A 17,858-nucleotide genomic window follows, 5' to 3' on the forward strand; every position below is an offset into this window, starting at 1 on the left:
GCGCCAATTGAAAAGACCGATATCCGAGTTATCGCTCCGGTTATGTCTCAGGCGAATCCAGCCAGTCGGGATCGGCGTGACGAAGCGCGGTCAGACGTACGAAATCGCAGAATAGACGGGTGCTTGGCGCCATCGGATGGGTGTTGTTGACGGCGATGCCGACCGATCCGCCACGGCGTTCGATCCGTGGCCCTACTACGACCATTTGATGAGCCGAAACCAGGGCGCGCACGGTATCGGCCGGTGTCACCCAGACTGCATCCGAGCCGTTGATGTAGCCTTCGGCGAGCGGCAGCGAAAGCGTTTCGAGCACCGTTTTCGGGCTGATCGCCGCCTCGACCCGAAAACGCTCGAGCTGCTCACGCAGGGTCGTGCCCCGCGGCGGTATCACCCATGGGTAATGGGCGATCGCCTGCAGATCGGGGGCGGGTTCGGCGGCCAGCGGGTGCGCGGCACGAACCGCCAGTACCAGCGGTTCGTGATAGAGGTGCTCGAAGGACAGATCCCGGATCTCCTCGGCCTCGGCCATGCGTCCGAGCACCAGATCCAGCGTGCCCAGACGCAGCCGCTTGAGCAGCGCCGCGCTGGTACCGGTCTCGACTTCCACCCGGAATTCGGGGTGGGCATCGTGGAGGGCATGCAGCACGCTCGGCAACAGGCCGCCTTCCACGTTCGACAAGGCCCCGAGCCGTACCACCGACTCGGGCACGGCCTGGGTGACCGCTTCGATACCCTCGGCGATCGAATGGAGTGCGGGGGCGGTATAGCGCAGCAGCGCCCGCCCAGCCGGTGTAAGAGTCACGCCTCGTGTGCCCCGCTCGAACAGCACCGTGCCGAGCGCGGTCTCCAGCTCGCGGATGGTCTTGGACATGCCGGGCTGGGTGATCGACAGCGCCTCGGCCGCGGCTGCGAACTGGCCGTGGCGGGCCACCTCGGCGAAGGCCGTCAGATGGCGCAGTTTGACTGGCGAATGGATCATGACGACGACACGCGCCCGGTGGTTTCGGCACACCGGTCGACCGACGTGAGGCGGGCGGCGTTCACGGCCCGGCCGAATCCATGGTCAGGATCGGTTTGAGCGTGATGCCCTGTTCACTGTCGGCAACTACCTGATTGATATCCGCGAAATCGTAGTAGCGCACCAGGCGGTCGAAGGGAAAACGGCCGGCGAGATACAGATCGACCAGCGCGGGTATGAACCGTCCGGGCACGCTGTCGCCTTCGACCACCCCGCGGATCTGCTTACCCCCGATGAGCAGATCGTTGACGTCGAATTGGCTTTCGGCGCCCAGCGCCGGTGCGCCCACCACGGCCACCGTCCCTCGTTTGCCCAGTACCGCGATGCTCTGGCGCAATACCGTCGTATTGCCCGTGGATTCGACCGCGAAGCGAACGCCGTTTTCGCCGGTCAGTCGGGCGATGACGTCGAGGGCATCGTTTTCACCGGCATCGACGATATCGGTCGCGCCGAGCTCGGCGGCCAGCGCCAGACGCGAGGCGAGTCGATCGACCACGATGATCCGGGCGGCGCCGGCCGCGCGGGCGGCCAGCACGGCCGACAGCCCGACCGAACCGGCGCCGAAGATCGCAATATCGCTGCCGGTCGCCACCTGCAGCGTATTCATGACCGCACCGGCCCCGGTCTGGATGCCACAGCCCAGCGGCCCGAGCAGCGCCAGCGGCGCATCGCGACGTACCGGCACGACGCTGTTCTCCCGGCTCATGGCATGCGTGGCCAGCGACGACTGGGTGAAGAAATGATCGTTCAGCGCCTTGCCATCGGCATCGGTCAGGACATGCGCGCCGGTCGGGCCGGCGCCGCCGAAATTGCGGCCGAAGAAATCGTCGCAATAGGTCGGCGCCTCGTCCCGACAGTGCCGACACTGGCCACAATGGCCGAAGGTCAACACGACATGATCGCCGGGGGCCACATGCCGGACATCCGGGCCGATCGATTCGACCACGCCGGCGCCCTCGTGGCCGAGCACGGCGGGCAGCGGCACCGGATAGTGCTGATCACGCACGATCAGATCCGTATGGCACAGCCCCGTGGCCACGATACGAACCCGCACCTCGTCGCCGCGCGGGGCACGCAGCCGTACCGGCTCGATGACGAACGGTGCGCCCGGCGACCGGGTGACCGCCGCCCGAATGTCCAGTGTTTCGCCAGGCTGACTCATGACTGTGATGTTGCCGTATCCGGTGCCTCGCCCCAGCCGTGTTGCCGGGCCAGTTTGAAGGCATGATTGGCGGCTGGCACGCCGGCATAGATCGCGACATGCATCAGCGCCTGGCGCAGTTCGGCTTCGGTGATACCGATGCGATGGGCGGTCTTCAGATGCAGTTCCAGCTCGCCGTCGCGTCCGAGCGCGGCCAGTATCGCGGTGGTGATCAGGCTGCGCTGTCGATGGCTCAGATCCGGATTACCCCAGAGCTCGCCCCAGGCGTTGCGGGTGATGAAATCCTGGAACGGCGCATCGAACGCGGTGGCGTTCTGCGTCGAGCGGGCCACATGGGCCTCGCCGAGCACCGACTTGCGGATCGCCAGCCCATCCGCGTAGGCCACCGGCGGCTCGGTGGCCGCAGGGGCAAGCGTTCGGATCACAATGCGGGCCAGCCGTTCCGGCGCTTCGACCGAGCTGACATGGCCGACGCCGTCCAGAACGGCGACTTCGGCGCTTCTGAATTCCCCGGCCATGGCCTGAAGGGCGGCGGGCGGTGTGGCGACATCGTCGGCGCCTGTGACCAAGGCAACGCGACCGGTGAAAGCGTCCAGTCGGCCCCGAAAATCGGCTGCTGCGAGGAGTTCACAACAGCGGGCATAGCTTTCGGCATCGGTGCGGGCCAGCTGGGTCTGCCAGCCCGCCAGTGTGGCTGGCTCAGCGGCCACGAAGGCCGGGGCGAACCAGCGACCGGACAGGGTTTCGGCCAGGGCGGGCAGGCGCTGCTCGCGAACCCGGGCCGCGCGCTCGTGCCAGGCCTCGCGGGTGCCGATCGGCGTCCCCGTGTTGGTCAATACGGCGGCCTGCAGACGCTCGGGGGCGACGACGAGCAGCGCCTGGGCGATCACCCCGCCGATGGAGGTGGCGACAACGTGTGTCCGGTCGATACCGAGCGCATCGAGCAGTGCCAGGGCGTCGTGGGCCATGTCCTCGGCGGTGATCGGCCCGGTTGCGGCCGCGCTGGCGCCATGGCCCGGTAGATCCCAGCTGATCAGCCGGAATCGATGCGACAGGCGGGCGACGATGGCATCCCACACGCCCTGTGACATCCCCAGTGGGTGCACGAGCAGCACGGGCGGGGCAGTCGGCGCGCCGTTGTCGCGATAGGCGATGGCACGGCCTTGATGTTGAATGAACGGCATCGAGCCTCCGGGGTCGTCAGGTGAAAACAGACAGGGCAACGAACGTCGCCACGATGGCCGTGCCCGACACGCAAAGCCAGATCAGGCAGTAGCCCATGATGTCTCGGGCCGACAGGCCGGCGACGCCCAGCAGCGGCAGCGCCCAGAACGGCTGGATCTGATTGGTCCAGCCATCGCCCCAGGCGAAAGCCATGACGGTCTGGGCCGGATCCGCGCCGATCTCGTGGGCCGCCTGGATCATGATCGGCCCCTGGATCGCCCATTGACCGCCGCCGGACGGAATGAAGAAATTCACGAATCCGGCCGACAGAAACGTCAGCAGCGGGAAGGTATGCGGCGTGGCGATTGCCACGAACGCGGCCGAAAAGGCATCCACCAGCCCCGAGTGCGTCATCATGCCGGCGATGCCGGCATAGAGCGGGAACTGCACGATGATGCCGCGTGCTGCGCCCACCGCCTGTTCGGTGGCTGCGAGATAGCGGGTCGGCGAGGCATGCAGCAACAGCCCGGCGGTCAGAAAGATCAGGATGACCGTGTTGAGGTTGATGTTGAGCCCCTGACCGGCGATCGATCCGACCAGATAGGTCAGGGCGATGAGCCCCAGAAGCAGCGTCGGCCAGCGGCTGTTCTCCAGACGCGCGGCGGGCGTGTCGCGCGCCGTCGTCGGCCGCTCCGGCGTCTCGCGCTCGGGCCTGAACGCCACGATCTGGGAAGATGGCGGTCGCATCACCAGATAGAGCCCGACGAGCAGGACCACCAGGGCAATCGTCAGCGCGATATTCCACCACGCGTACAGCGTGGCCGAGACCGGCACGACGCCGATCAGGTCCGACATGAAGTTATCCGGCGTGGCCACCACCAGCGGGATCGACGACGAAGGCCCGCGAACCAGTTCGCCGCCGTAGGCGGCCGCCACCAGCAACGGAAAATGCAGACCGGTGACGCGTCGCCCCATCTCGCGCGCCAGAATGGCACCGACCACCATGCCGAAACCCCAGTTGATGTAATAACAGGCGAAGCTGACGAGGATCGTCAGGATCAGTGCCTGTTTCGGGGTGCTCGGGATGCGGGTCAAGCCGTTCAGCGCCGCTTGCATGGCCGGTGTGAGCGCCAGTACGTAGCCGGTCAGCAGCACCAGCGTCATCTGCATGCCGAACTTGAAAAGGCTCGAAAACCCCTCGCCCCAGTGGTTGGCCATCGCCAGCGGCGACTGATGCGTGACGCCGATACCGAGCGCAAACACGGCCAGCGTCAGAATCACGGCCAGCACGAACGCATCCGGCAGCCAGCGGCTGATGATGCGCACCGAGGCGTTGGTGATGGCTTGCATTGCGGTTCTTCTCCCGTCGGTTTCTTCTTCTATCCGGGGCGGGGCCTCGATCGTCGCGCTTACCGACGGGCCGGGGACGCGTTTCTCACGAGGCGTTCGCTTCGTTCTCTAGACCGAGCGCCGGCGCGATATGGATCGGAAATGGGCGATTCCATCGACAGCATCGTCGGACGGATTGCCCCGTGAGCCGGGTCACACCCGCTGCAGAACGGTCGCGATCCCCTGGCCGACGCCGATGCACATCGTGGCCAGCGCGTATTCCGCGTTGGCCCGTTCCATTTCATGCAGTGCCGACTGGATGATGCGCACGCCCGACATGCCGAGCGGATGGCCGATCGCGATCGCGCCACCGTTGGGGTTCACGCGTGGGTCGTCGTCGGCCAGGCCCCAGCCCCGGGTCACCGCCAGGGCCTGGCTGGCGAAGGCTTCGTTGAGCTCAATCACGCCCATCTGCTCGATGGACAGCCCGAGCCGTGCCAGGAGCTTGTTCGAGGCATGCAAGGGTCCCATGCCCATGATGCGGGGCTCGACCCCGGCGGTTGCCGTGCCGACGATGCGGGCCATGGGTTTCAGGTCGAAATCCCGGAGCGCCTGTTCGCCGGCGACGAGCAGTGCACCCGCGCCATCGTTCACGCCCGAGGCATTGCCGGCCGTGACCGTGCCGTTGTCCCGAAACGGCGTGGGCAGCTTGGCGAGTTTTTCCAGCGTGGATTCCGGACGCGGATGCTCGTCGGTATCGAAGATCAGCGGGTCGGCCTTGCGCCGCGGAATCTCGATCGGCGTGATCTGTTCGGCCAGCCGCCCGGCCTCCAGCGCGGCCCGTGCTTTCTGCTGGGAGCGAAAAGCGAAGGCGTCCTGGTCCGCCCGCGAGACACTGAACTGCTCGGCCACGTTCTCGCCGGTGATCGGCATGGAATCGACGCCGTACTGTTTCTTGAGCAGCGGATTGATGAAGCGCCAGCCAATGGTCGTGTCTTCCATCGTCTGCCCACGCGAGAACGCCGACGGTGCCTTGGAGACGACATACGGGGCGCGCGACATGGATTCCACGCCGCCGGCCAGCATCAGTCCGGTCTCGCCAGCGCGAATCGCCCGGGCAGCGGTGCCCACGGCATCCATGCTCGAGCCGCAGAGTCGGTTGACGGTCGCGCCGGGCACGGTCTCGGGCAGCCCGGCCAGCAGGAGCGACATCCGGGCGACATTGCGGTTGTCTTCACCGGCCTGATTGGCACAACCGGCGATCACGTCGTCGATGGCGGCCGGGTCCAGATTCGGCGCCTCGGCGAGCACGGCCTTGAAGACATGGGCCAGCATGTCGTCCGGCCGGACGCTGGCCAGCGTGCCGCCGAACCGCCCAACGGCCGTGCGACGGGGGTGACAGAGAAAGACATCGTTCGACATTTGGGACTCCTTCTTATGATTTCGCGGGCGGTTCTTTTTCTATCCACAGATGACGTCGATGCGCATGCTTATCAGCGCACCGAGATGTCTCGTTGAAGCCTTTCCCGAAGGGTTGGGCCACCCATAAACAATCGACAATGGCCGCCCTGCGGCGTTGCGAGTCTGGATCGTGGTACGCCACGATCGGCGGCCCGCGCCTTGCCTGACACCATCGGCGGGGCAATGCGGCGGGCTATCTCCTGACGACAGGCTCTAGGCGAGCCCATCGGCGTCATCCGTGGTTTGTCTTATCGTCTTCAAGCTACGACGCCGCGTGATGTGTCTCGGTGCGGGCCTTGAGGGCCCGCAGGACGTGGAGTTCTTGGTCGCTGGGCTCCGCAGTGTCCGTGACGTCGTCGGCAAAGGCGATCGCCCAGCCGGTGGCCTCGATGATCTCGTCCCGGCCAACGCCGGGATGGATCGAGGTGACGGTGAGCTCGCGGGTTTCGGGATCGGGCTGCATGACACAGAGGTCGGTGATCACGCGGGTCGGGCCGGCACCGATGTGGGGTACGCCGTCCCGCGCGGTGCCGTCGCGGCCGAAGCCGACAGTGGTCACGAAATCCACGGCCTCGACGAACGTGCGCTTCGAGTGCTTGAGCGTGATGAATATCTCGCCGGTGCAGGTCGCCATCTCCGGTGCGCCGCCACCGCCGGGCAGCCGCACCTTGGGATCGGTGTAGTCGCCGATCAGCGTGGTGTTGAGGTTGGCGTACTTGTCGATCTGGGCCGCCCCCAGAAATCCGACATCAATCTTGCCGCCCTGGACCCAGTACCGGAACATCTCGGGCACGGACACCGTGGTCAGCGCGGTTTCGCACAGCTCGCCGTCGCCGATGGACAGCGGCAACACCTCCGGTTTGGTTGCAAGCGTGCCGGATTCATAGATCAGCACCACGTTCGGAGCGTGGGTCAGGCGTGCCAGATTGGCGGCCTCGCTGGGCAGCCCGATGCCCACGAAACAGCTCTGACCGTCGCGCAGGGCGCGTGAGGCGGTGACCGTCATCATCTCGCCCGATGTATAACCGTCGCTCATGATCAGGCCTCCTGATGGGTCTTGCCGTGGACGTGCTCGTCGAGCCAGGCGGTGAACGCCTCGCGATCGCGGGCGATCGCATCCCAGTCTTTATAGAATTTGTTCGAGCGCGGGTAATAGCCGTGGGTATAGGACGGTTTGGCGCCGCCGGGTGCCCTGGCCACGGCGTTGATGACCCAGCCCGGAATCACGCAGGCATTGGGATGGGTGTCCAGCGTGTCGACGACTTCCTCGACCGTGACGATGGATGTTCTAGCGGCCATGACGGCTTCCTTCTGGACGCCGACGATGCCCTCGACCAGCACGTTGCCGTGCCGGTCGGCCTTCTGGGCATGCACGATCGATACATCGGGCCGGATCGACGGCACCGCAGCCAGCCGTTCCCCGGTGAACGGGCATTCGATGAACTTGATCTGGTCGTTGACCTTGGGCAGGTCCGAGCCGATATAGCCGCGCAGCACGGCCAGCGGCAGGCCGGCGGCGCCGGCCTCGAAGGCATTGGCCATGGCGGCATGGCTGTGTTCCAGGATGTCGATGCGGCGGGGCCAGCCCTTTTCGACTGCGTCGCGCAGGCGATGCAGCGAGCCGACGCCGGGATTGCCGCCCCAGGAGAAGATCAGTTTCTTTGCGCAACCGGCGCCGATCATCTGGTCATAGATCAGGTCCGGTGTCATGCGGATCAGCGTCAGGTCACGTTTGCCCTGGCGAATGATCTCGTGGCCGGCAGCGAACGGAATCAGATGGGTGAAGCCCTCCAGCGCGACAGTCGCCCCGTCGTCGACGTATCGGGCGATGGCGTCCGGCAGGGACAGGAACTCGGCCATCGATGGTCTCCTGACTAAAAGTTCGTTATTCGAACCATCGTTTGATATACGAATAAAACTAGAGGGCAGAAGTGTTTGCGTCAACCTCGGCTTTGGTCGGAGCGGGGGCGAGCATGCCGGTTCGCGCGATCGCTGTGAGCATGTGATCGACCTGGGTGGCACTGCTGCCGGTATAACGGGCCGGGTCGAGCGCAGCTAGTACCGTCTCGACATCCAGGCAGGCCGCGACTGCCGGCTGCTCGGCCAGAGCCTCGGCATAGGCACGCCCGGTTTCGCGGGCATGCTTCACGGCCGCGGCGATGGCCGCTTTCGCCGTGGCATCGTCGAGATGAGGCGCCAGCAGGGCACGGCTTGGGGCACCGAGGTTGGCGCCGGCCGGAATCGCCAGATTGCGACGCATGGCCGTGGCGTCCAGCACCAGGCCGTCAAGCAGGGTCGCCAGTGTCTCGAGTGCACCCTCGACCAGAATCACCGCATCCAGCAAGGGCGCCCATTCGGCATGCCATTCGCCAAAGGCCCGCTCGTGGGGCTGGGCCCCGGCGCCATGCAGCGTGGCCACCGCCGCATGCACCTGGCGCGCTGCCGCCCGAATCCGGGTGCTGCCCACGGGGTTGGCCTTGTGTGGCATGGAAGACGAACCGCCGCTGCCCGTCGCCGCCGGTTCGCGCGCTTCGGCGACTTCGGTCTGGGCCATCCAGGCGACATCCGTGGCGATCTTCTCGGCCGCCACGGCCACGCTGCCCAATGCATCGCCGATGGCCAGCACCGGCTGGCGGTCGGTATGCCAGGGGAGCAACGGGCAGGCCAGGGCGAGCTCGGCGGCCAGCGCGCCCATCTGATCCAGGCCGTTGTCCAGGCCGTGGTGGGCCCCCACGGGCCCGCCGAACTGTACGAATAAACCCGCGTCGTGCACCGCGCGCAGACGCAGGCCGGCCGCGAGCAGACCGTGCATCCACTGGGCGATCTTGGCCCCGGCGGTAATCGGCAGGGCCTGCTGCGTGAGCGTTCGCCCGGGCATGGGTGTGCCGCGATGGGCCGTCATCTGTCGGCCGCCGGCAGCCAGGGCCGTATCGAGATGCGCCAGACTTGCACCCAGTCGCGGACGAATGACGAGCATCAGCGCGCTGTCGAGCACATCCTGGCTGGTGGCGCCGACATGCAGGCTGGCTTGCCATTCGGCCGGCAACAGGGCCTTGGCATGTTTGACGAACGCGACGGCCACATTGCCGCCGTCCGGTGTCTCGCGAGCCAGCGCATCGAGGTCGAATGCTTCGGGGCGCAGTGCATCGGTGATGGCCGGCGCTGCTCCGGGGGCCAGCACGCCGCGTCTTTCCTGAACCGCGGCCAGTGCGGACTCGAAACGACACATCGCGGCCACGAGATCGATATCGCGGGTGGCCCCTCGGGCGATCGAACTGGCAAACGGATCGCGCAGCAGATGTTCGTACATGGCAAGGCTCGTCGGGCTTGAGAACAGACACGATGAATCAGCCGGTGGCTGGCGTCACTCTCGATGGTCGCCGCACGTCTTCGACTTACGGCCTAAGACGAACGCCGACTGTTCAGTCAATGTATGGCACGCGCAGTATGTTCGCAGATCGGAGCTTAATCCGCTATACGAACGCGCCGTTCGGGTCATCGATGCGGCGCGACGCCATCGTCAAACAGGGGGACACCATGAGTCGCGATCTCGAAATCAACGGGCTGCTGACGGCGCCAATGCGGGTGGGCCTGGCGCTCGGTCTGCTGGCCACGGGCCTGTTCGCCGCGCTGCCGGCGGCGCAGGCCACCGAGAACGGCACGACGCATTATCCGGTCGGGGTGAACACGGTCGGCGACGGTTACATGCCGTTGCCGGGCACGTTGTCCTGGCGCAACTACACGCTGGTGCAGTGGAGCGGCACGCTGGCCGATGATTCGGGCGACGAGGAGCTACCCGGCTACGGCCTCAACGCCGAGGTCAATGCGGCGCGTTTCCTCTATACGTTCAAGCAGCCGATCGGTCCGTTCCATTATTCGATCGGCGCGGTGCTCACGCTCGTCCACAACCATCTGGATATCGGCCCGATGTCGGATCAGGCCACGGGCCTCGACGACATGGATTTCCAGAACTATCTGTCCTGGCATTCGCCGGATGAACGTCTGTTTATCTACTCCGGGCTGGATATCTATGCCCCGACCGGCCGCTACGACGCCGACGATCTGGCCAATGTGGGCAAGAACTACTGGTCCTTCGACCCGAGCATCAATCTGACGTATCACGCCACCGACAAGCTCACGCTCGAAAGCGCGGTCTATGCCGAGTTCAATACCAAGAACAGCGCGACGCGCTATCAGTCGGGCAATTCCGTCGACTGGGACTACGCGGCCAACTATCAGCCTTTCGTGAATCGCTCGCCCGACGATTTCGCTCAGCATCTGGCGTTCGGCATCCAGGGTTACCTGCTCCGGCAGTTCAGCGACGATGAGCAGTTCGGCGAGACCGTCGGTCCGGACGGGCATCGCGCGGAAGCGTTCGCCATCGGCCCGCAGGTGATCTACAACACGCGGTTCGGCGGCGCGGCCCTGAAGTGGCAGCACGATTTCGGCGTCAGAAACCGCGCCGAGGGCGACACTGTCTGGGTCCAGTTCGCTGTGCCGTTGCTGGGGACCGCGACGCACGTCGGCCCCCACAGCTGAGATGGTCATGCCCAATACGACCCAGCGACATCCCGCGCCGGGGCATGACAGCGGCTATGAGGCCTTCGTCGTCGCGTTGATGTTTCTGACCTGGGGGACCGTGTTTCTCGACCGCATGGCCGAGCTCTATCTGGCGCCCTTCATCGCCGCGGATTTCGGTCTGTCTGCCGGGCAGATCGGGGCGCTGGCCTCGGTGCTTGCCATCACCTGGGCGTTCTCGTCCTTCGGGCTGGGCGCGTTATCGGATCGCGTCGGACGCAAGCGGGTGCTGGTGCCAGCGGTCTTCGTCTTCGCCGGGTTGTCGTGGCTCTGTGGTGCCGCGCGCAATTTCGGCCAGCTGTTGTTGTTGCGCGGGGCGGTCGGTGTTGCCGAAGGCCCCTGCTGGTCGATCGTCAATACCGTCACGGAGAAGGCCTCTCATCCGAAACGGCGTGGCCGCAATACCGGCATCGTGGTATCGGCGGCGGCCCTGATCGGTTTCGCCGCGGCGCCGGTGCTGACCACCCAGATCGCTGCGCGCATCGGCTGGCGCTGGGCGTTCGTGGTCGCCGGCGCGCCGGGCGTGATCCTTGGATTCGTGATCTGGTTCGTCGTTCGGGAGCCAGCCCACGCAGACGAGCGCACCGCGCGTCGACATCAAGCCGAGCGCCCGGGGTTTCGCGATTTCGCCACGCTGCTGAAATATCGCAATATCCGGCTGGCCGCCCTCGGCAACGTCGGGTTCGTCGGCTGGCTGATTCTCTACAACACCTTCTGCCCGCTCTATATCACCGAAGTTGCCGGTGAGCCGGCCACCACCGCCGGTTTTCTGATGGGCGCCGCCGGGCTCGGCAGTTTCTTCATCGGCTGTATCGTGGCCACGGCATCGGATGTGATCGGCCGACGTGCGACGCTGCTCATCTCGGGCCCGATCTGCATGGTGTTGCCACTCATCCTGCTCTGGCCGCCGATGTATCATCATCTGTGGCTGCTCGCCGGGGTGCTGTTTGTCAGTCAGGCCGGCCAGGCGGTGGCTGCCATTCTCATGGTGCTGGTGCCCACCGAAACAGCGCCGCCGGCCATGGCGGCCGCGGCGATCGGCCTGGTGACGCTGTTCGGGGAATTGATCGGCGGGGCCGTGGCGCCGACGGCCGCCGGCATGCTGGCGGATATGTGGCCCCGGTTCGGGCTGGCCATACCGTTATGGATGGCCGGCGGTGGCGCCCTGCTGGTTTTCCTCGTCGCGTTGTTCATGCGCGAGACCTGCCCGGTCGCGGTCGCCGACTGATCGTTCGAGGCGACCTCGCAACGCCCGGCTTTCGGCCGGGCCCGTGGGCGTTTCGGGCCGGTTGAGCCGGCCCGGCGCCGCGCTTACTCGAAGACGTCCAGATCGTTGGCCAGGACGACGTCGCCCTCGTAATCCTTTCGGACTTCGGTGAGCGTGCTCTTCTCGTCAGCCCCGTAGAACAGGTTGTGCACAAGAATCAGCTTGTCCGGCCGGGCCTGGTTGGCGATCCGGGCGACCGCGTCGCTCGGGGTGTGCGCGGCGTGATGATAGCGTTGCCATTGTGCCGGCAGAGCCGATAGCCCGGCCTGCGAGGCCGCCTCGTGTATCAGGATGTCTGCATCCCTGGCCTGCGCGGCGACGTGCGGATCGTAGGCGGTGTCACCGGAGAGGACGATCGTCTTGTCGGGCGTCTCGATTCGATAGCCGAAGGCTGGCTTGACCTCGCCGTGGGAGACCTTGAACGCCGAGATGCGCACGCCGTTCTCGGCCAGTACGACGCCGTTGTCGCGGAACGCGTGTGTATTGGCCCGATAACCCGCCGGATCGCTGATCGGCTGGTTGCCGGCTTTTCGGGCCGCAATGTCCGGCGCGAGCATTTGATAGACCCCCTGGCTCATGGCCTCGATGCCCGGCGGGCCGTAGACCTCGACGTGATGATCGCGGCGCCACCAGTACGTATTGAGCAGTGCCGGATAATCCAGCATGTGATCGCTGTGCAGATGCGTGAAAAAGACTCGATCGATACGGGTCGGGGACAGAGCTTCGATGCCCATGTCCTGGCTGGCCCGGATCGCATTGCGTATCGCTCCGTCTCCGAGATCGAAGACATAGGCCTTGTCGTCGTGGACAACCGCGACACTCTGGCCGGCGCGATGGCTGTCGGGCACCGGTGTTCCGGTGCCCAGCATCACCACGCGGGTTTGGGCCGCGGCGGGCAAAGCCATGCCCAAGAGCAGACAGGCGGCTGCCAGTCCCTGCCCGTATCGATACATGCGGTCGCGTTTCATGATTTATCGTCTCAGGAAGCCTGGCGTTGATCGTTCTGTAGATCGGCGGTGCGTAGCAGCATCAGGCAGACGGCCGCGATCAGCGCCCCGCTGGCCATGATGATAGCCACACCCTGTAGACCGAGACCGCCGTCGAACAGGAAGCCGGCGAGAATCGGCGAGAGTGCGGCGCCGCCGCGCCCCACGCCGATGGCGAATCCGGTGCCGGCGCCGCGCACCTGCGTCGGAAAGGCTTCGGCGAACAGCGCATAGAGGCCGACCACGCCCGAGTTGGTGAAGAACCCGGCAATCGCGGCGATCAGTGACAGCTGGAAGATCGTGCTCTGGCCCATGCCGAAGACGCTGACCATGACGAAGGCCCCGAGCAACGCGATGATGGTCATCAGGCGCGTGGGCAGGCGCCGTGTGATGAAGCCCAGGGTGATGCCGCCGATCGCACCGCCGACGTTGGCCCAGACCAGAACACCGGCGGCCGACGACGCCACGAAGCCCATGTCCACCACGATCTTCGGTACCCATTTGAGGATGAAATAGAAGGTCGCGATGTGCAGGAAGTAGGCGAGCGTGACCAGGATGGTGCGCCGGATCAGCGTTGGCGCAAACAGCTCGGCGGTTGGGGTCTTGAACTCGGCCTGGCGTGGTACCGGCAGCTGATCGACCGCAGCATGGCCCATGCGCGCGAGGATTCGATTGATTCGCGAGAGCGCATTGCGGGGCTGCTTCTGGGCCAGATGCGCGATCGTCTCCGGCATCCCGAGCCAGACGATCGGGAGAAAGACAGCGGTAATCGTGCCACCGAAGATGAAGACGGATCGCCAGTCATAGAGCGAGAGCAGCCAGGCGGCGACACTGCCGCCAAGCACGGCACCGATCGGATAACCGATCGCGCTCAGTGCCACGCAGAAACTGCGGTTCTTTTCGTTGCTGTGTTCGGCTGCGGTCGCGGTGATGGCGGCCAGCATGCCGCCGATGCCCACGCCCGTGGCGATACGCCAGATCGCCAGTGTGAGCACCGAGTTGGCACTGGACGAGCCGAACATGCCGAGGCTCATGGTGAGCAGGCAGAACAGGATCAACGGGCGGCGGCCGAGCTTGTCGGAGAGACTGCCGAGTACCACCGAGCCGACGCTCATGCCGATCAGCTCGGCGGCGAGCACGAAGCCCAGCGCGCTGCGGTCGATACCGAATTCGCTGGCAATGCCCGGCGAGGCGAAGCTGATCGCCAGTACGTCGAACCCGTCCAGGCCGTTGAGCAGGACCGTGAGCGTGATGGCCACGATCTGCAGGGCGCCCATGGGGGATTGTTCAATGATCTGTGTCGGTGCGCGGCTCATGTCGTGATTCCTTGCGCGAAGAAAATGGGGGCAAACGGCCGGCCGGACGGCCGGTCAGAAAAGCAGGTGGGTACGTACCGAGAAATACTGCGAATCCTCGCCGCCGGCCCGTTCGATCGCGCCGTCGACGTCGTAGTACTGGTATTCGAAATCGATCGTGATCAGATCGGTTGGCGTCCAGCGCGCGAATAGGTCATAGGACATGCCGATATGTCGGCCGCCGGTGTCCTGCGTGCCCGGTACCGTACGCATGGCCGGTAGATAGACGGCATCGTTTTCGGCCTGTTTCCACAGCGACAGGATCGTCGGTGAGAATGTCAGCGTCTTGAACGGCGAGACTGCGAACTGCGGGCCGACCACCACGAGATTGGCGAGCGTCGTGTACTCGCCGTTGCCGTAGAAACGCCCGTTGGACGGGAACAGCGGGTCGAAGGTGCGCAGGGTGCCGTCGTTCGGATCGTCGTCACCGCTGGCGGCATCGAGACGCAGCGCGATGCCTGGATGAGCCGGGGCGTCCTTGAACGTATAGCCATAGGAACTGGACACGCCCCAGGCCGAGATATCGCGATCGTCGAAGTCACCGGTCTGGTACATCAGATCGACCGTGTAGTCGACGTTGGCCAGCGTGCCGAACAGGCGCGTACCCAGCGTGTTGCGGGTTTCGTCGCCGGTCTGGCCGGCAATCGTGCGCTGATCACGCTTGTAGCCGAAGGCATAGAGATCCTGCGAAATCCCGTCGTGCCAGGCCACGGTGCCGTAAAGCCCGTAGAACGAACCCGCATTCTGCGAGCTGTCGTCGAAGCTGCCCGTGCGCAGATTATCTACCGGGCGCACGGCAAAGGCGTCCAGTGAATCGCCTCGGTCGTCAGCGACCGACAGCCGGAAACCGTCGAAACTTAGGCGCACATTCGGCACCAGGCGTGTGGTCACCAAGACCCCCTCGCCGAACGACATCTGCTGACGCCCGAAGCGCAGCGTGCCCTTGCCGGGGCCGCTCTGAGGGAAGCCGAAGTCGACAAATGCCTGGGCCACTTCTGTATGGCTCTCGTCGACGGGACCACGCAGTTTCTTGTCCCAGGACCGGGTGTCGTTGATCTGTACGAAAGCGCGCAAGGCATCATCCAGCAGATGCAGGTCGGCATGCAGCTCGGCACGTGTCTGGAAGTAACCATCGTGATCGACGCCGGCCAGACCGAAGGCCGGGTTTTCGTAGCTTTCATAACGCGCGCGTCCACCGCCGCCGAGGCTGAGATACGAATCCCGCGGCAGTTCGATGAAATGCAGGCTGTCCAGCCAGGTGCGTGCCGTCGTATCGGTGTCGGCCAGATACTTATACTGGTCGAGATAACGCGGCGGGCCGGGCCGCAACGGCTTGGATGGCGGCGGCTTCGCGGTCCGCGCCGAGTCGGTCGGGTCGGCGGCGAAGGCCCCGGACGAGGCAAGCGCCAATGTGAGCAGGGCGCGGCCCGCGATAGAAAAAGGATGTCTTCTGAGCGGCATGATCTTGTTCTCCCCCGAGTGGCGATGACAGCGCGATGCCGGTATTCCCGAGTACGCCAGTGCGCTGTGCTTGTCATGTAGTCCGTTTTGCGAACTTTTGTTCGTGTATCGATATCATCCCGATTCAGCACCGCACTCCAATGCGACATTGGTTGCGCGACGAAAGGCTAACTCGTTATATGTAATAGCCAGTTTGGTTGGCACGATCGGTAGTCAGCCAGTGCCTTGACTGGTCTCGATCGGCATATCGTCGCGGTTTGAAAACCCAGGCTCGCAAAGACTTCGCCGGAGACGAACGGACTGGGTACGGGCCGCGTATGGCTGGCCGACCGATCTTGTGAAAGCGGCGCGGAAGGCTATTGTGAATGCCGGCAAGACGAGGCTGTACGTCTTGCGGCTCAAAAGTCGCCATGCGAACTTCGGGTGCGTCTGAAGACGCAATACAGGCCGGTCAGCAGTCATGCGCGGCTGGACAGATGAGAGGGTTGAAATGAATGAACTGAAACTGTTGATCGGGGGGGCGGCACGTGCCGCCGAAAACGGTGCCACCTTCGATCGGGCCAATCCGGCCGGTGGAGATGTCGTTACCCGGGCGGCCGCCGCACAGATGGCGGATGCGGCCGCTGCGGCCGAGGCCGCGGGGGCCGCGTTCGAGGCCTGGTCGCAAACCGGGCCGGGCGAGCGCCGCCGCAAACTGCTGGCCGCCGCCGATGCGCTGGAGGCCCGTGCTGCGGATCTCACGACGGCCATGATCGAGGAGACAGGCGCGACGGCGGCCTGGGCCGGCTTCAATGTCCACGTGGCAGCCGGCATGCTGCGCGAAGCGGCGGGTCTGACGACCCAGATCCAAGGGGCGACGATCCCGAGCGATGTACCGGGTAATCTGGCCCTGTCGAAACGTGTGCCCTGTGGGCCGGTTCTCGGCATCGCCCCGTGGAACGCGCCGGTCATCCTGGGCACGCGGGCACTCGCCACGGCACTGGCGTGCGGCAACACCGTCGTGCTCAAGGCTTCCGAGCAGTGCCCGGCCGTGCATCACCTGATCGGCCAGGCGCTCACCGAGGCCGGCATGGGCCAAGGTGTGGTCAACGTCGTGACCAACGATCCGGCCGATGCGGCCGACGTGGTACGTACGTTGATCGAGCACCCGGCGATCGCCCGTGTGAATTTCACGGGCTCGACGAGCGTCGGACGGATCATCGGCCAGACGGCGGCCGGGGTGTTCAAGCCGGCACTGCTGGAGCTGGGGGGCAAGGCGCCCTTCGTGGTCGCCGACGATGCCGATCTCGATGCCGCGGTCGCAGCGGCCGCCTTTGGCGCCTTCTTTCATCAGGGCCAGATCTGCATGTCCACCGAGCGATTGATCGTCGCGGATGCCGTGGCCGACGACTTTGCCGAGAAACTCGCAGCCAAGGTCAAGACATTGAAGGCAGGGGATCCGCGCCACGAGGACACACCGCTCGGCACGCTGATCGGTGAGCCCGCGCGCTGCCATCTCAACGAACTGATCGAAGACGCCGTCAACAAGGGCGCGCGGCTACTGGCCGGCGGGCCGGCCGATTCGGTGGTGATGCAGCCGACCGTGCTCGACCATGTCACGCCCGAGATGCGGCTCTATACCGAGGAATCGTTCGGCCCCGTGGTCGCGATGATCCGAGTGGCCGGAGGCGACGAGGCCCTGGTCGCCTCGGCCAATGACACCGAATACGGATTGTCGGCCGCGGTCTTCTCCGGTGACGGCGCCCGCGGCATGGCGATCGCCGATCGGATCCGTTCGGGCATCTGTCATATCAACGGCCCGACCGTGCACGATGAACCCCAGATGCCCTTCGGAGGCGTCAAGGCCAGTGGTTACGGACGTTTCGGCGGCCAGGCCGGCATTGCCGAATTCACTGATCTGCGCTGGATGACGTTGCAGTCGGGCGATCGGCACTACCCGATCTGAGCGATGCCCTAGGTGTGACCTCTCAGTAGATTGTTCATCCGAGCCGCGACCCTTGAAGCTGATGGGTGCTGAAATCCAGAAGCCAAAGGAGCCACCCGGATGAACACGCACAAGAATGCGCGACTCAGCGTT

Annotated in this window: 14 protein-coding genes; 3 read left to right on the plus strand and 11 right to left on the minus strand. The window is 65.3% G+C overall.

Features of this window, described 5'->3' with window-relative positions; translation table 11 throughout:
- Positions 1 to 40: 40 nt before the first annotated feature.
- The 8 genes from D3260_RS16660 to D3260_RS16695 form a co-directional block, all read right to left on the minus strand.
- On the minus strand, positions 41 to 979 hold the full coding sequence (locus D3260_RS16660) for a LysR substrate-binding domain-containing protein (RefSeq protein ID WP_120099742.1): 939 nt from the start codon (positions 977 to 979) through the stop codon (positions 41 to 43).
- A 61-nt stretch (positions 980 to 1,040) separates the two neighbouring features.
- Entirely contained in the window at positions 1,041 to 2,180 is a 1,140-nt protein-coding gene (locus D3260_RS16665) for an NAD(P)-dependent alcohol dehydrogenase (RefSeq protein ID WP_120099743.1), read from the minus strand.
- Positions 2,177 to 3,364, minus strand: coding sequence for an alpha/beta fold hydrolase (locus tag D3260_RS16670; RefSeq protein ID WP_120099744.1), 1,188 nt, complete (start codon positions 3,362 to 3,364; stop codon positions 2,177 to 2,179). Before D3260_RS16670 ends, D3260_RS16665 begins: the two co-directional genes overlap by 4 nt.
- A gap of 16 nt (positions 3,365 to 3,380) precedes the next feature.
- Positions 3,381 to 4,694: a short-chain fatty acid transporter gene (locus tag D3260_RS16675; protein WP_120099745.1), complete on the minus strand. Its 1,314-nt coding sequence runs from the start codon at positions 4,692 to 4,694 to the stop codon at positions 3,381 to 3,383.
- Between the two features lie 192 nt (positions 4,695 to 4,886).
- Positions 4,887 to 6,095: a 3-oxoadipyl-CoA thiolase gene (gene pcaF, locus D3260_RS16680; protein WP_120099746.1), complete on the minus strand. Its 1,209-nt coding sequence runs from the start codon at positions 6,093 to 6,095 to the stop codon at positions 4,887 to 4,889.
- 301 nt (positions 6,096 to 6,396) lie between these two features.
- Positions 6,397 to 7,170: a CoA-transferase subunit beta gene (locus D3260_RS16685; RefSeq protein WP_120099747.1), complete on the minus strand. Its 774-nt coding sequence runs from the start codon at positions 7,168 to 7,170 to the stop codon at positions 6,397 to 6,399.
- Between the two features lie 2 nt (positions 7,171 to 7,172).
- Positions 7,173 to 7,994 (minus strand): CoA transferase subunit A, encoded by an 822-nt coding sequence (locus D3260_RS16690; protein ID WP_120099748.1) that lies wholly within the window; start codon positions 7,992 to 7,994, stop codon positions 7,173 to 7,175.
- A 58-nt stretch (positions 7,995 to 8,052) separates the two neighbouring features.
- Positions 8,053 to 9,444: a lyase family protein gene (locus tag D3260_RS16695; protein ID WP_120099749.1), complete on the minus strand. Its 1,392-nt coding sequence runs from the start codon at positions 9,442 to 9,444 to the stop codon at positions 8,053 to 8,055.
- A gap of 227 nt (positions 9,445 to 9,671) precedes the next feature.
- Between D3260_RS16695 and D3260_RS16700 the strand changes: the two genes are divergently transcribed.
- Together D3260_RS16700 and D3260_RS16705 are read left to right on the plus strand one after the other, a co-directional pair.
- A complete protein-coding gene (locus D3260_RS16700; RefSeq protein ID WP_158583590.1) occupies positions 9,672 to 10,673 on the plus strand; it encodes a transporter in 1,002 nt (333 codons plus the stop codon).
- 7 nt (positions 10,674 to 10,680) lie between these two features.
- Positions 10,681 to 11,940: an MFS transporter gene (locus D3260_RS16705; protein WP_120099757.1), complete on the plus strand. Its 1,260-nt coding sequence runs from the start codon at positions 10,681 to 10,683 to the stop codon at positions 11,938 to 11,940.
- 83 nt (positions 11,941 to 12,023) lie between these two features.
- Here the strand turns inward: D3260_RS16705 and D3260_RS16710 are convergent, their stop codons facing one another.
- From D3260_RS16710 to D3260_RS16720, 3 genes are read right to left on the minus strand one after another with little or no spacing between them, the layout of a single operon-like run.
- Positions 12,024 to 12,947, minus strand: coding sequence for an MBL fold metallo-hydrolase (locus D3260_RS16710; RefSeq protein ID WP_199671568.1), 924 nt, complete (start codon positions 12,945 to 12,947; stop codon positions 12,024 to 12,026).
- Between the two features lie 11 nt (positions 12,948 to 12,958).
- Positions 12,959 to 14,281: an MFS transporter gene (locus tag D3260_RS16715; protein WP_120099751.1), complete on the minus strand. Its 1,323-nt coding sequence runs from the start codon at positions 14,279 to 14,281 to the stop codon at positions 12,959 to 12,961.
- Between the two features lie 54 nt (positions 14,282 to 14,335).
- Positions 14,336 to 15,781: an alginate export family protein gene (locus tag D3260_RS16720; RefSeq protein WP_120099752.1), complete on the minus strand. Its 1,446-nt coding sequence runs from the start codon at positions 15,779 to 15,781 to the stop codon at positions 14,336 to 14,338.
- Positions 15,782 to 16,271: 490 nt separating this feature from the next.
- On the opposite strand from D3260_RS16720, the gene D3260_RS16725 reads away from it, so the two are divergent.
- On the plus strand, positions 16,272 to 17,726 hold the full coding sequence (locus tag D3260_RS16725) for an aldehyde dehydrogenase family protein (protein WP_120099753.1): 1,455 nt from the start codon (positions 16,272 to 16,274) through the stop codon (positions 17,724 to 17,726).
- Positions 17,727 to 17,858 lie beyond the last annotated feature (132 nt).

It is taken from the genome of Salinisphaera sp. Q1T1-3, from assembly GCF_003602005.1.
Classification (GTDB): Bacteria; Pseudomonadota; Gammaproteobacteria; order Nevskiales; family Salinisphaeraceae; genus Salinisphaera.